Below are 13,196 nucleotides of genomic sequence, written 5' to 3'. Positions count from 1 at the left end.
AATCGGGGAAATGCCGTCTGAAACGGGGTTCAGACGGCATTTCTGCGGCGGCTTTCCGTTGCGGTCAGCGGTGCAGGCGACGCACCAGAATATGCGAGTTCCGTCCGTTGCTGCGGTAGTCTTTGCGCCGCGTTTCGGGCAACTCGTCTTCCGATGCCGTCTGAAAGCCGCGTTCGGCAAACCATTCGCCGGTATTTGTGGAGAGGGCGAACAGCCTGCTTATGCCCATACTGCGTGCCTTATCGATAATGTGGGCAAGCAGGCGTTCGCCGTAGCCGCCGTCCTGTGCCTGCGGCGAGACGGCAAGGCAGGCGATTTCGCCGCAATCGGCTTCGGCAAAGGTTTTCAGGGCGGCGCAACCGTACAGGTTGCCGTCGTGTTCGAGGATGGAAAATTCGGAAATGTGGTTTTCGAGGTATTCGCGGCTGCGGTGCAGCAGGATGCCCTGTTCTTCCAGCGGGCGGATGAGGGCGGCAATGTGCGGGATGTCGCCGCTGTGCGCCTGCCGGATGGAGACGAAGGCTTCTTTGGCAATGGACGTGCCGATGCCGTTGCGGGTGAAGAGTTCTTGCAGCAGGCTGCCGTCGGCGGCCCCGTTGAGGATTTGGACGCGATGCACGCCGCCTTCGAGCGCGGCAACGGCGGACGAAATCAGCCGTCGCGTTTCGCCGTCGGCGTGTTCCGCCAGCGATTGCGCTTCCTGCGCCGAGAGGGTTTCGGCGAGCGTGCCGTCGGGGCGGGAAATGCCGTCTGAAAGGGTCAGGTAAACGAGTTTTTCGGCCTGAAGCGAGACGGCGACGGAGGCGGCGGTTTGAAGCATATCGAGATAGAAGGTCTTGCCGCCGTAGGAATGTCCGAGCGGCGGCAGCCAGACGATATTGCCCGCGTCGAGTTGGAAACGGATGGCGGCGGTGTCGGTTTTGCGGATAACGCCCGCGTATTCCATATCGGTTCCGTCAATCACACCTATCGGACGGGCGGTCAGGAAGTTGCCCGATACGAGCGGGACGGAAGGCGCGCGCGAGAACCCGGAAACGCTTGCTTTGTTTTTATTCTACGCCGTACTGCCGACGGTAGGCTCGGACGGGTTCGAGGAACTGTCCGAATTCGGGGTTGTTTTGCAACAGGATAAACAAATCGTTCAGGCTGGCGATGGGGGCGACGGGCAGGCCGTATTGTTTTTCCACTTCCTGAACCGCGCTCAATTCGCCGGTGCCTTTTTCCATGCGGTCGAGCGCGATGGCGACGCCGGCGGGGGTTGCGCCCTCCGCTTCAATCAGTTTGATTGATTCGCGTACGGATGTGCCGGCGGAAATCACATCGTCGATAATCAGCACGCGCCCTTTAAGCGGCGCACCAACCAACACGCCGCCTTCGCCGTGGTCTTTGGCTTCTTTGCGGTTGTAGGCAAACGGGACGTTTACGCCTTTTTCCGCCAGCATCATCGCAGTTGCCGCCGCCAAAATAATGCCTTTGTAGGCGGGGCCGAACAGCATATCGAATCGGATGCCGCTTTCAATGATGGATTGTGCGTAAAATTTTGCCAGTTGCAGCGTGGACAAGCCGTCGTTGAAGAGTCCGGCGTTGAAGAAATAGGGCGACCGCCGTCCGGCTTTGGTGGTGAATTCGCCGAATTTCAAAACATTTTGGGCGAGGGAGAATTTGAGGAAATCTTGGCGGAAATCGGTCATTTTGTGCTTTCTGTCAGATATTGGGACGCAGTTGCGATTCTACCGCCCCGTGCGGCGCGCTTCAACTGCCGCCGCCTTGCCGCAAGGCGCGTTTCAACTGTTTCAACACCTGCCAGTTTCGGGCTTTGAGTTCGGGTTGGCGCAACAGCCGGGCGGGATGGTCGATGATGAAGAAGGGACGGCTGCCGCACAAAGTTTCAATCATCGCCTGCCGTTCAGGCTGGACAAACGCCTGCCCGAGGAAAAGGACGGCGGGGGCGCGGCAGCCGTCGAGTTCCCTGATGATTTGACCCAGCGCATTCTCGATAGCCTGTTCAGACGGCATCGGGTTGCCGACGGCGGCGGTTTTCACCCAACAGGTTTTGTGGACATAGGCGGCATCCAGTCCTACGGCTTTGAGGATATTGTCGAGCAGGACACCCGCTTTGCCGTGGAACAGTTGCCCGTAAACCGCATCCTCGATCGGCGGGCAAAGGTTGACGACGGCAAGCTTGGTGATGCCCGAAGCGGCGGGAACGGGGGCGATGCCGTCTGAAACGCCGGGCAGAGGCGTTTCGGTTTCAGGCACGGGTTTGCGCGTATGTACGGCGGTTGTTTCCAACACTTTCATGGTTTTGAGCCGTGCCTGACCGGTATGCTGTTCGGACGGACGCTGCGGAATGCTGAGGACGGTTTGCTTTTGCGGGCGGATTTGTGTCGGGCTTTCCGGCAATGTTGCGGACGGCAGGACGACGACTCCCCGCTTCAACCACATCGGGCCCAAACCCAAGGCTTCGTGCAGGTGGAGGTAGCGCGCGCTTAACATATTTTCTCCATTAAGACGGCATCTTCGGTTTTACCGTCGGCTGTACGGTAATAGTTTTTCCGCCTGCCCGCATCGGTAAAGCCGTGTGCCGCGTACAGTGCCTGTGCGGCGGTGTTGCCCGCGCGGACTTCGAGCAGCAGGCGTTGCGTGCCTTCAGGCAGGTTGGCGAACCAGTATTCGAGCAGGGCGGACGCGACACCCCGGCGGCGGTATTCCAAAGCGGTGGCAATCAGGTGCAGTTCGGATTCGTCGGGCAGGTTCTGCCAAACGATAAAGGCGGCAATCCTGCCGTCTTTTTCCGCAAGGAAAATCTGTTCGGACGGCGAAACCAATGCGGACTCAAATTGGCGTTGCGTCCACGCGGACGGGTTGCAGACGGCATCGAGTGCGGCGAGTGCCGCGCAATCGGCATAAACGGCACGGCGGATGTTCACGGACGCGCCCTCCGTTCCGCCTGTTCTTTGGCAGTCAGGGCGATTTTGTCGCGGACGTAGAGCAGCTCGGCGTGTGCCGCAGCGACGGCGGGAAAACCGCCTTCCGCTGCCAGATTGAGGAAGTCGGCGGCGGTCGGCATATCGGGTTTGCCTGCGAAGGGCGGACGGTTTTCCAGCGCGAACGCATTGCCGATGCCGTCTGAAAAGACGTGTCCCTCGGGGATGGCAATGTCTGCCGCCCTACCGACTTGATAATCGCTCAAACGGCGGCGGTTCAGCGTGTCGAACCACGCATAAAACACTTCGCCCATACGCGCGTCCGCAGCGGCGAGTATGCAGCTTTGCGGCGGCGGCATCGAGGCGGCGGCATCGAGCGTGGGGATGCCGATTAAAGACGTATTGAACGGCGTTGCCAAACCCTGCGCCACGCCGATGCCGATACGCAGTCCCGTAAACGCGCCGGGACCTTTCGCATAAACAATCGCCCCCAAATCGGCGGCGGTAATGCCCGCATTTCGGAATAGAGTGCGGATTTCCGGCAGAATCAGTTCGGATTGGCGGCTGCCGGCCTCTTGATGGAACAGGTGGGTTTCGCCGTCGGCGCGCAGCGCGAGCGACAAATAGGAAGTTCCGGTATCGACGGCGAGGACGGGGCGGTTGAAATCGGCTTGCATGGTGTGGTTCTCGTTGGTTCAGACGGCATTATATAGTGAAATCGGCTTGCCTGCCGTGCCGTCGTGTCCTAGGGCGGTATGGCGCAAAAATGCCGTCCGAACGGTGAATTATCGTGTTCGGACGGCATTTTTCAAATGCTACTGTTTGCCGGCGATGCTGATTTCGTGAACCTTTTCTCCTATCTTCACGGTTGCCGAGCCGGCGATTTCTTGAGCGCGGTCGCCGAAAAGGGCGAGGTGGTAAGTGCCTTTTTCTTCGCTGCCGTAGCGCGTGTCGCCCAAAATGACGGCGTGTGATTTTTCATCTGCTTTGAGTTCGGCGGCGGCAAGCTCGACATTTTGCTCGGGTGTTTTCAGGTGTTCGATTTTGCCGTGTCCCTGTTTGGCGGCAAAATCTATGGTATAGGTCAGTTTTCCGCCGGCATCGTCGGAGCTGAATGCTTTGCCGTGATACTCGGATTTGCCGACGGGCAGTTGGTTGAAGGCGGTATGTTCTCCGCCCAAACCGCTGACAAGGAAGGAGCGTTGGTTTATCAGGCTGTCGGTTTTGTCGGGATTGTTGACTTTTTCAGTCTGTAGGGCAACGACGGCGGAGTGGTCCTGTTTGTATATTTGGAATTCGCCGCTTGCCAGTGTGATGGTTTGTCCGTCCACTTCGATTTTTTGCACGAAGTCGAAGCGGCTGATTTTGTCGTTCTTCAGTTTGCCCGTGTTGAGGCTGTTGTCTTTGTCGCCGGCTTTGAAAGTTTTTTCCGCACCTTGTGCCGACAGGGTCAGTGTTCCGTTTTGGGGAATGGAGTCTTCCAATGTCAGGGATTTCAAACCTTTGTCTTTATGGTCGAGCGGCGCAGTTAGTGCATCGGCAAGCCCCGTGCCGATGTCGGCGGCGACACCGCCGCCTCCGCTTCCGCCGCCTCCGCTGCTGCAGGCGGTCAGAATCAGGGCAGTGGTCAGAGAAAGGCAGCAGAAGGCAGTTCGGTTCACAGGTTTACTCCTAGTCATACACAGAATAGATAATATATAAACGTTTTGGTTGCGGTATCTTTTTTTGCATACTGCATCAATGAGGCAGGTCAAAGAAGCAAAAATCAAATGCCGTCCGAACGGCGGTTCAGACGGCATTTTGTTTACCGGCAACCTGTTATTTGACGATTTGGTTCAATTCGCCCTTGGCATAACGGTTTGCCATTTTTTCCAACGAAACAGGTTTGATTTTGCCTGCCTGACCTTCGCAACCGAACGCGAGGTAGCGGTCGAGGCAGATTTGCTTCATCGCCTCAATGGTTTTGCTCAGGTATTTGCGCGGATCGAAGTCGGACGGGTTTTCGGCAAGGTAGCGGCGTACCGCGCCGGTGGAAGCAAGGCGCAGGTCGGTATCGATGTTGACTTTACGAACGCCGTGTTTGATGCCTTCGACGATTTCTTCAACCGGCACGCCGTAGGTTTCTCCGATATTGCCGCCGTATTCATTGATGACTTTCAGCCATTCTTGCGGAACGGAGCTGGAGCCGTGCATCACGATGTGTGTATTGGGCAGGGCTTGGTGGATTTCTTTGATGCGGTCGATACGCAATACGTCGCCTGTGGGCGGACGGGTGAATTTGTATGCGCCGTGGCTGGTGCCGACGGCAATCGCCAATGCGTCAACGCCGGTATCTTTAACGAAACGCACGGCATCTTCGACGCCGGTGAGCATTTGGTCGTGGGAAAGTTTTCCTGCCGCACCCACGCCGTCTTCTTCGCCGGCTTCGCCGGTTTCTAGGTTGCCCAATACGCCGATTTCGCCTTCAACGGACACGCCGCAAGCGTGGGAGAAGTTAACCACGGTACGGGTGGCGTTGACGTTGTATTCATAAGAAGAAGGGGTTTTGCCGTCTTCGAGCAGCGAGCCGTCCATCATCACGGAGGAGAAGCCCAGTTGGATGGAGCGTTGGCACACGTCGGGCGATGCGCCGTGGTCTTGGTGCATGACGACGGGGATGTGCGGAAATTCTTCGACTGCCGCCAGAATCAGGTGGCGCAAAAACGGCGCGCCCGCGTATTTGCGCGCACCTGCGCTCGCCTGTACGATGACGGGCGCGTTGACTTGGTCGGCGGCTTCCATAATGGCGCGCATTTGTTCGAGGTTGTTGACGTTGAATGCGGGCAGGCCGTAGCTGTTTTCGGCGGCGTGGTCGAGCAGTTGGCGCATGGATACGAGTGCCATTTTTGTCTCCTTGGGCAGTGGGGGTAAATAAGTTGGATTATAATGTTTTTTGCGGCAAAAAACTACAAACCGCTACATTGATTTTATGTTAACGATAACGGCGGGCGGACGGGTCGGATTTTGGGCGGTTCGGGGTTTTGGTGTGTCGTTTATGATAATGTTTTCACTGGTTTTTTGATATTTGTGTGGGACGGTTATGGTTTTGGACGGGTTTGCGGCGCATTTTGACGCTTATTTGGAAAACATCGTGCGCGAGGGCAAGTCGGAGCACACGGTTGCGGCATACCGGCGCGATTTGGAAGAACTGTTTGCGCTGTTGGCACAAATGCCGTCTGAAGATGAAGGCGGCGTGCCGCAGGACTTGTCGCGGCGCGATTTTACGGCGGCGTTGCGGCGGCTGTCGCAGCGCGGTTTGAATGCGCGGACGCTGGCGCGCAAGCTGTCGTCTTGGCGGCAGTATTGCGCCTGGCTGGTCAAACGCGGTCTGCTGCATACCGACCCGACCACCGACATCAAACCGCCGAAGCAGCCCGAGCGCGTACCCAAAGCCCTGTCGCAGGAATGGCTGAACCGGATGCTGGATTTGCCCGTGGACGGCGGCGACCCGCTGGCGGTGCGCGACCACGCGCTGTTCGAGCTGATGTACGGCAGCGGTTTGCGCGTGAGCGAGATACACGGCTTGAATGCAGATGATGTATATTTGGACGAGGCGTGGGTACACGTTACCGGCAAAGGGCGCAAGCAGCGGCAGGTGCCGCTGACCGGCAAAAGCGTGGAAGCCCTGAAAAACTATCTGCCGCTGCGTCAGACGGCATCGGACGGCAAAGCCTTGTTTACCGGTAGGAACGGCACGCGCCTGAGCCAACGCCAAATCCAAAAACGTTTGGCGCAATGGGCGGCGCAAAACGGCGACGGCAGGCACGTTTCGCCGCATATGATGCGCCACAGCTACGCCGGACACCTATTGCAGGCTTCGCGCGACATCAGGGCGGTGCAGGAGCTGCTCGGGCACAGCAGCCTTTCGACCACGCAGATTTACACCAAACTCGATTTCGACCACATCGCCCGCCTGTATGACGAAGCCCATCCGCGCGCCAAGCGGCAGGACGAATGACATACGGCAAAATCAGCCGTCAGCCGCACGCTCTTGATATATAATTGACCGTTGCACTCGGACGACACATAAAAAAGACACACCATGAACCCAAGCCCCCTACTCGACCTGATTGACAGCCCGCAAGACTTGCGCCGTCTGGACAAAAAACAGCTGCCGCACCTTGCCGGCGAGCTGCGCGCCTTTCTGCTGGAATCTGTCGGGCAGACCGGCGGGCATTTCGCCAGCAATCTGGGCGCGGTCGAACTGACGGTTGCGCTGCACTACGTTTACAACACGCCCGAAGACAAGCTGGTGTGGGATGTCGGACACCAAAGCTATCCGCACAAAATCCTTACCGGACGCAAAAACCAGATGCACACGATGCGCCAATACGGCGGTTTGGCGGGTTTTCCGAAACGTTGTGAGTCCGAATACGACGCGTTCGGCGTGGGGCATTCCTCTACCTCCATCGGCGCGGCTTTAGGTATGGCGGCGGCGGACAAACAGTTGGGCAGCGACCGCCGCAGCGTCGCCATCATCGGCGACGGCGCGATGACGGCGGGGCAGGCGTTTGAAGCCTTAAATTGCGCGGGCGATATGGATGTGGATCTGCTGGTCGTCCTCAACGACAACGAAATGTCGATTTCCCCCAACGTCGGCGCACTGCCGAAATACCTTGCCAGCAACGTCGTGCGCGATATGCACGGACTGTTGAGTACCGTCAAAGCGCAAACGGGCAAGGTATTAGACAAAATACCCGGAGCGATGGAGCTCGCCCAAAAAGTCGAACACAAAATCAAAACCCTTGCCGAAGAAGCCGAACACGCCAAACAATCGCTGTCTTTGTTTGAAAACTTCGGCTTCCGCTACACAGGCCCGGTGGACGGACACAATGTCGAAAATCTGGTCGATGTATTGGAAGACTTGCGCGGACGCAAAGGGCCGCAACTGCTGCACGTCATCACCAAAAAAGGCAACGGCTACAAACTCGCCGAAAACGACCCCGTCAAATACCACGCCGTCGCCAAGCTGCCCAAAGACGTTTCAGATGGCCCCAAAACCGCAATGCCGTCTGAAAAAGAACCCAAACCCGCCGCCAAACCTACCTATACGCAAGTGTTCGGCAAATGGCTGTGCGACCAGGCGGCGGCAGATTCCCGACTGGTTGCGATTACCCCCGCCATGCGCGAGGGCAGCGGACTGGTGGAGTTTGAACAACGATTCCCCGACCGCTATTTCGACGTCGGCATTGCCGAGCAGCACGCCGTTACCTTTGCCGGCGGTTTGGCTTGCGAAGGGATGAAGCCCGTCGTGGCGATTTATTCCACCTTTTTACAACGCGCCTACGACCAACTGGTGCACGACATCGCCCTGCAAAACCTGCCCGTTTTGTTTGCCGTCGACCGCGCGGGCATCGTCGGCGCGGACGGCCCGACCCATGCCGGTCTGTACGATTTGAGCTTTTTGCGCTGCATTCCGAATATGATTGTCGCCGCGCCGAGCGATGAAAACGAATGCCGCCTGCTGCTTTCGACCTGCTATCAGGCGGATGCGCCCGCCGCCGTCCGCTATCCGCGCGGCACGGGTACGGGCGCGCCGGTTTCAGACGGCATGGAAACCGTGGAAATCGGCAAGGGCATTATCCGCCGCGAAGGTGGGAAAACCGCTTTCATTGCCTTTGGCAGTATGGTCGCCCCCGCATTGGCGGTTGCCGAAAAACTGAACGCCACCGTTGCCGATATGCGCTTCGTCAAACCGATAGACGAAGAGTTGATTGTCTGCCTCGCCCGAAGCCACGACCGTATCGTTACCCTTGAAGAAAACGCCGAACAAGGCGGCGCAGGCAGCGCGGTGCTGGAAGTGTTGGCGAAACACGGCATCTGCAAACCCGTTTTGCTTTTGGGCGTTGCCGATACCGTAACTGGACACGGCGATCCGAAAAAACTTTTGGACGATTTGGGTTTGAGTGCCGAAGCGGTGGAACGCCGGGTGAATGGTTGGTCGGCACGTCAGGTCTGAACGGATACGGAAATGCCGTCTGAAACCCGATTCGGGCTTCAGACGGCATTGTTGCGGTTGCGGCGGGCGGGTTCACCAGATTCCGTCAAAGGTTTTCGTGCCGCGCCAAAATTTCCACCTGTCGGCGGGTTTGAAGGTCAGCGTACCGCCGTGTTGTCCGTCCGTGGCGATGTCCAGCCGTTTGATTTTGCCGATGCGGACGGCTTCGTAAAGCGGTGCGAACCAGCGTTCTTCCCACTGCTGCAATATTGCCGCATACCGTTCCCTGTCCCCTGTCAGGGCGGTCAGGCGCAAATCGTCCATAAACAGGATATGGTGCGTGTCGGGCAGGTATGCCGCCGTTTCTTCATAGGCGCGGAAGTTGTCGGGCAATGCGCGGCGGTCGGGGTGGAAACGGCTCCAAACCGTATCGGCGAAAAGCGTGCCGCCTTGACTGCTTCCGTGCAGACTGTCCCAAAGCCATAAGCCGTTCAACTCGGGCAGCCCGCGTTTCTTGCGGTTATGGTTGACGGGGTGCGCCGCCAGCCACATTTGGATTTCGGTTTGGACGCGCAGCCATTCCAACGCGTCTTCCCCGTCCGGTTGATCGTCCGCACCCAACAGTCCGCCCAAGTCCAAAACGGGCTTTGCGCCCCAGCGGTACGCGCGGGGAAGGGAAACCAGCCATAATTCGGGCAGGACGGGAACGAAACGCCACGGAATATCGCCGTAAAACGCCGACAGATCGCGGCAGAGCCGTTCCGCTTCATCCGTACCGACATCCAAATATTCCGCCGTCAGCACATTTGCCTGATGCATCCCCATCTTTTGCCAGACGGGCGTGGCGAGCGCGACGGTTTCAGACGGCATATTCAGGCTTTGCGCCGCGCGTTCCGCCAGTCTGCCGCACCACAAATAACGCGCGTAAAATGCCGAAGCCGTGCAGCTTTGGCGGTGCAGCGAGCCGTATTGCAGGATTTTGTTGAAGGCGGGCAGGCATAGAGGTATTCGGATTTCGTCTTCATCCAAATTGAGCGAGGGGAGGGCGAGGGTGAGTTTCATCGTTTGATGTCTGACAAATGCGGATCGGGCGGATATTATAGAGGATTCGGCGCAAACGCCGTCAAAAAGGAACAATATGGCTGTCTTCCCACTTTCGGCAAAACATCGGAAATACGCGCTGCGTGCGCTTGCCGTTTCGATTATTTTGGTGTCGGCGGCATACATTGCTTTGACAGAGAGGACGGAGCGCGTCAGACCGCAGCGCGTGGAACAAAATCTGCCGCCGCTGTCTTGGGGCGGCAGCGGCGTTCAGACGGCATATTGGGTGCAGGAGGCGGTGCAGCCGGGCGACTCGCTGGCGGACGTGCTGGCGCGTTCGGGTATGGCGCGGGACGAGATTGCCCGAATCACGGAAAAATATGGCGGCGAAGCCGATTTGCGGCATTTGCGTGCCGACCAGTCGGTTCATGTTTTGGTCGGCAGCGACGGCAGTGCGCGCGAAGTGCAGTTTTTTACCGACGAAGACGGCGAGCGCAATCTGGTCGCTTTGGAAAAGAAAGGCGGCGAATGGCGGCGGACGGCTTCTGAGGCGGATATGAAGGTTTTGCCGACGCTGCGTTCGGTCGTGGTCAAAACGTCGGCGCGCGGTTCGCTGGCGCGGGCGGAAGTGCCCGTCGAAATCCGCGAATCCTTAAGCGGGATTTTCGCCGGCCGCTTCAGCCTTGACGGTTTGAAGGAAGGCGATGCCGTGCGCCTGCTTTACGACAGCCTGTATTTCCACGGGCAGCAGGTGGCGGCGGGCGATATTCTGGCGGCGGAAGTCGTCAAGGGCGGCACAAGGCATCAGGCGTTCTATTACCGTTCGGACAAGGAAGGCGGAGGGGGCGGCAATTATTACGATGAAGACGGCAGGGTGTTGCAGGAAAAAGGCGGCTTCAACATCGAGCCGCTGGTCTATACGCGCATTTCTTCGCCGTTCGGCTACCGTATGCACCCCATCCTGCACACTTGGCGGCTGCACACGGGCATCGATTATGCCGCACCGCAGGGAACGCCGGTCAGGGCTTCCGCCGACGGCGTGATTACCTTTAAAGGCAGGAAGGGCGGATACGGCAACGCGGTGATGATACGCCACGCCAACGGTGTGGAAACGCTGTATGCGCACTTGAGCGCGTTTTCTCAGGCAGAAGGCAATGTGCGCGGCGGCGAGGTCATCGGTTTTGTCGGTTCGACCGGGCGTTCGACGGGGCCGCACCTGCATTACGAGGCGCGCATCAACGGGCAGCCCGTCAATCCTGTTTCGGTCGCATTGCCGACACCCGAATTGACGCAGGCGGACAAGGCGGCGTTTGCCGCGCAGAAACAGAAGGCGGACGCGCTGCTTGCGCGCTTGCGCGGCATACCGGTTACCGTGTCGCAATCGGATTGAAGTTTGAACCGACGACGAAAACAATGCCGTCTGAAAATCTGCAAACAGGTTTTCAGACGGCATTTATAGTGGATTAACAAAAACCAGTACGGCGTTGCCTCGCCTTAGCTCAAAGAGAACGATTCTCTAAGGTGCTGAAGCACCAAGTGAATCGGTTCCGTACTATTTGTACTGTCTGCGGCTTCGTTGCCTTGTCCTGATTTTTGTTAATCCGCTATACAGTCGATTAAAATAAAACTAAGTCAAGGAAGCACTGCCGTCATTCCCGCGAAAGCGGGAATCTAGAAATACAACGCGGCAGGAGTTTATCGGAAATGACGGAAACCCAACGCGCCGGATTCCCGCTTTCGCGGGAATGACGAAGTGGGTAGGAATCCGGATTTATCCGTTCCGGCAGTGTTTGCAAATAAAAGAAAACCCAACCGTCCCGATTCCCGGCAGGGCTGTTTACGGATTTTGCAGCGAGGGCGCGGGGCGGTCTTGCGCCTGTTTGGTTTGCAGGGTCGTCAGTTTTTTCGTCAGCAGATTCAGAATCACGCCGTAGGCGGGCAGGAAAAACAGACCGCAGACGGTGAGTTTGAACAGGTAATCGACAAAAGCGATGCCCTGCCAGTTTGCCGCCATAAATCCATCGCTGCTGGCGTAAAAGGCAACGGCGAAAAATACCAGCGTATCCAAGGCGTTGCCGATGACGGTTGATGCGGTCGGGGCAATCCACCACGCTTTCAGACGGCGTAATTTGTTGAATACAAAAATATCAAGGATTTGTCCGAGCGCGTAGGCGGCAAAACTGGCTAAGGCGATGCGTCCGACAAAGGTGTTGAATTCGGATAGTGCGCCGAAGCCTGTCCAACTGCCGTTGTGGAACAAAACGGAAAAGACGTAGGAAAGCAAAAGGGCGGGGAACATCACCCAAAAGATAATCCGCCGTGCCAAGTGCGAACCGAAAATGCGGACGGTCAGGTCGGTGGCGAGGAAGATGAAGGGAAAGGAAAATGCGCCCCAAGTGGTGTGGATGCCGAAAATTTGGAAGGGGAACTGCACCAGATAGTTGCTGGCGGCGATGATGAGGATATGAAAAAGCACCAGCCGGAAGAGTGCCTTCTGTTGCTGTGCGGCGGTAAATGCGTACATAAAAACCTTTCGGAAAGGCGTTCAGACGGCATACCGTATCGAAGGAATGCCGTCTGAAATATGGGAAGGATGGTTTATTGTGCGTCGTGCTCAAACAGGCGTTTACGCGCCAATGTTTCGAACTCGGTGCCTGCTTTGCCGTAATTGGCGAAAGGATGAATGGCGATGCCGCCGCGCGGTGTGAACTCGCCGAATACTTCGATGTATTTCGGATCCATCAGGGCAATGAGGTCTTTCATGATGATGTTGACGCAGTCTTCATGAAAATCGCCGTGGTTGCGGAAGCTGAAGAGGTAGAGTTTCAGGGATTTGCTTTCCACCATTTTGATGTGCGGAATGTAGCGGATGTAGATAGTGGCGAAGTCGGGCTGCCCGGTCATGGGGCAGAGGCTGGTGAACTCGGGGCAGACGAATTTGACGAAATAGTCGTTGTCGGGATGTTTGTTGTCGAATGCTTCGAGAATTTCAGGCGCGTAGCCAGTCGGATATTGGGTTTTTTGATTGCCCAAAAGCGAGATGCCTTGCAGCTCTTCGTTGTTGCGGGACATAGGGTTTCCTTAGTTTTTTAGTGTGGGAGGTTTTCGAACCACGGGGCGGCGATTGTAATATAAGCGGCGGTATCTGTGTAGTTTTCTTCAGACGGCATGGTTTGGACGGCGGCATTTTCCGTGTCATATATAGTGGATTAACAAAAACCAGTACGGCGTTGCCTCGCCTTAGCTCAAAG

12 protein-coding genes, 1 pseudogene and 1 riboswitch are annotated in these 13,196 nt (G+C 57.3%); of the genes and pseudogenes, 3 read left to right on the top strand and 10 right to left on the bottom strand.

Features of this window, described 5'->3' with window-relative positions:
• Positions 1 to 64: 64 nt before the first annotated feature.
• The 7 genes and pseudogenes from argA to fba all read right to left on the bottom strand — a co-directional run.
• Positions 65 to 1,039, bottom strand: a pseudogene (gene argA, locus KEM39_RS06405) (amino-acid N-acetyltransferase); the annotation flags it as partial.
• Between the two features lie 10 nt (positions 1,040 to 1,049).
• Positions 1,050 to 1,691 (bottom strand): orotate phosphoribosyltransferase, encoded by a 642-nt coding sequence (gene pyrE / locus KEM39_RS06400; RefSeq protein ID WP_002217982.1) that lies wholly within the window; start codon positions 1,689 to 1,691, stop codon positions 1,050 to 1,052.
• Positions 1,692 to 1,752: 61 nt separating this feature from the next.
• The gene (locus KEM39_RS06395) at positions 1,753 to 2,496 is read right to left on the bottom strand and encodes a uracil-DNA glycosylase (RefSeq protein WP_118997087.1); all 744 of its coding nucleotides are present in this window, start codon (positions 2,494 to 2,496) and stop codon (positions 1,753 to 1,755) included.
• Positions 2,490 to 2,930: a ribosomal protein S18-alanine N-acetyltransferase gene (gene rimI, locus KEM39_RS06390; RefSeq protein WP_118997086.1), complete on the bottom strand. Its 441-nt coding sequence runs from the start codon at positions 2,928 to 2,930 to the stop codon at positions 2,490 to 2,492. The genes KEM39_RS06395 and rimI overlap by 7 nt, the downstream gene beginning before the upstream one ends.
• Positions 2,927 to 3,604 (bottom strand): tRNA (adenosine(37)-N6)-threonylcarbamoyltransferase complex dimerization subunit type 1 TsaB, encoded by a 678-nt coding sequence (gene tsaB, locus KEM39_RS06385; protein WP_118997085.1) that lies wholly within the window; start codon positions 3,602 to 3,604, stop codon positions 2,927 to 2,929. The genes rimI and tsaB overlap by 4 nt, the downstream gene beginning before the upstream one ends.
• A gap of 138 nt (positions 3,605 to 3,742) precedes the next feature.
• Positions 3,743 to 4,588, bottom strand: coding sequence for a factor H-binding protein (locus KEM39_RS06380; protein ID WP_275068397.1), 846 nt, complete (start codon positions 4,586 to 4,588; stop codon positions 3,743 to 3,745).
• A gap of 157 nt (positions 4,589 to 4,745) precedes the next feature.
• Positions 4,746 to 5,810 carry a class II fructose-bisphosphate aldolase gene (fba, locus tag KEM39_RS06375; RefSeq protein WP_118997084.1) on the bottom strand — a complete coding sequence of 355 codons (1,065 nt, stop codon included), beginning with the start codon at positions 5,808 to 5,810 and terminating at the stop codon, positions 4,746 to 4,748.
• A gap of 196 nt (positions 5,811 to 6,006) precedes the next feature.
• Between fba and xerC the strand changes: the two genes are divergently transcribed.
• Entirely contained in the window at positions 6,007 to 6,924 is a 918-nt protein-coding gene (xerC, locus tag KEM39_RS06370) for a tyrosine recombinase XerC (RefSeq protein WP_118997083.1), read from the top strand.
• An 84-nt stretch (positions 6,925 to 7,008) separates the two neighbouring features.
• Entirely contained in the window at positions 7,009 to 8,925 is a 1,917-nt protein-coding gene (gene dxs, locus KEM39_RS06365) for a 1-deoxy-D-xylulose-5-phosphate synthase (RefSeq protein ID WP_118997082.1), read from the top strand.
• Positions 8,926 to 8,997: 72 nt separating this feature from the next.
• On the opposite strand, the gene KEM39_RS06360 is transcribed toward dxs, so the two are convergent.
• A complete protein-coding gene (locus KEM39_RS06360; protein ID WP_118997081.1) occupies positions 8,998 to 9,966 on the bottom strand; it encodes a hypothetical protein in 969 nt (322 codons plus the stop codon).
• Positions 9,967 to 10,042: 76 nt separating this feature from the next.
• Here KEM39_RS06360 and KEM39_RS06355 point away from each other — a divergent pair, with 76 nt between their 5' ends.
• Positions 10,043 to 11,335 (top strand): M23 family metallopeptidase, encoded by a 1,293-nt coding sequence (locus KEM39_RS06355; RefSeq protein ID WP_118997080.1) that lies wholly within the window; start codon positions 10,043 to 10,045, stop codon positions 11,333 to 11,335.
• Positions 11,336 to 11,782: 447 nt separating this feature from the next.
• Here KEM39_RS06355 and KEM39_RS06350 read toward each other — a convergent pair whose 3' ends face one another.
• Together KEM39_RS06350 and queF are read right to left on the bottom strand one after the other, a co-directional pair.
• Positions 11,783 to 12,469: a 7-cyano-7-deazaguanine/7-aminomethyl-7-deazaguanine transporter gene (locus tag KEM39_RS06350; RefSeq protein WP_118997079.1), complete on the bottom strand. Its 687-nt coding sequence runs from the start codon at positions 12,467 to 12,469 to the stop codon at positions 11,783 to 11,785.
• Positions 12,470 to 12,543: 74 nt separating this feature from the next.
• Positions 12,544 to 13,017, bottom strand: coding sequence for a preQ(1) synthase (gene queF / locus KEM39_RS06345; RefSeq protein WP_002224865.1), 474 nt, complete (start codon positions 13,015 to 13,017; stop codon positions 12,544 to 12,546).
• Between the two features lie 3 nt (positions 13,018 to 13,020).
• Positions 13,021 to 13,065: riboswitch (PreQ1 riboswitch) on the bottom strand.
• Positions 13,066 to 13,196 lie beyond the last annotated feature (131 nt).

It is taken from the genome of Neisseria sp. Marseille-Q1983 (assembly GCF_018224585.1).
GTDB lineage: Bacteria > Pseudomonadota > Gammaproteobacteria > Burkholderiales > Neisseriaceae > Neisseria > Neisseria polysaccharea.
Note: the sequence above shows the minus strand (reverse complement) of the source record. Positions and strands in the feature narration are given on the sequence as shown.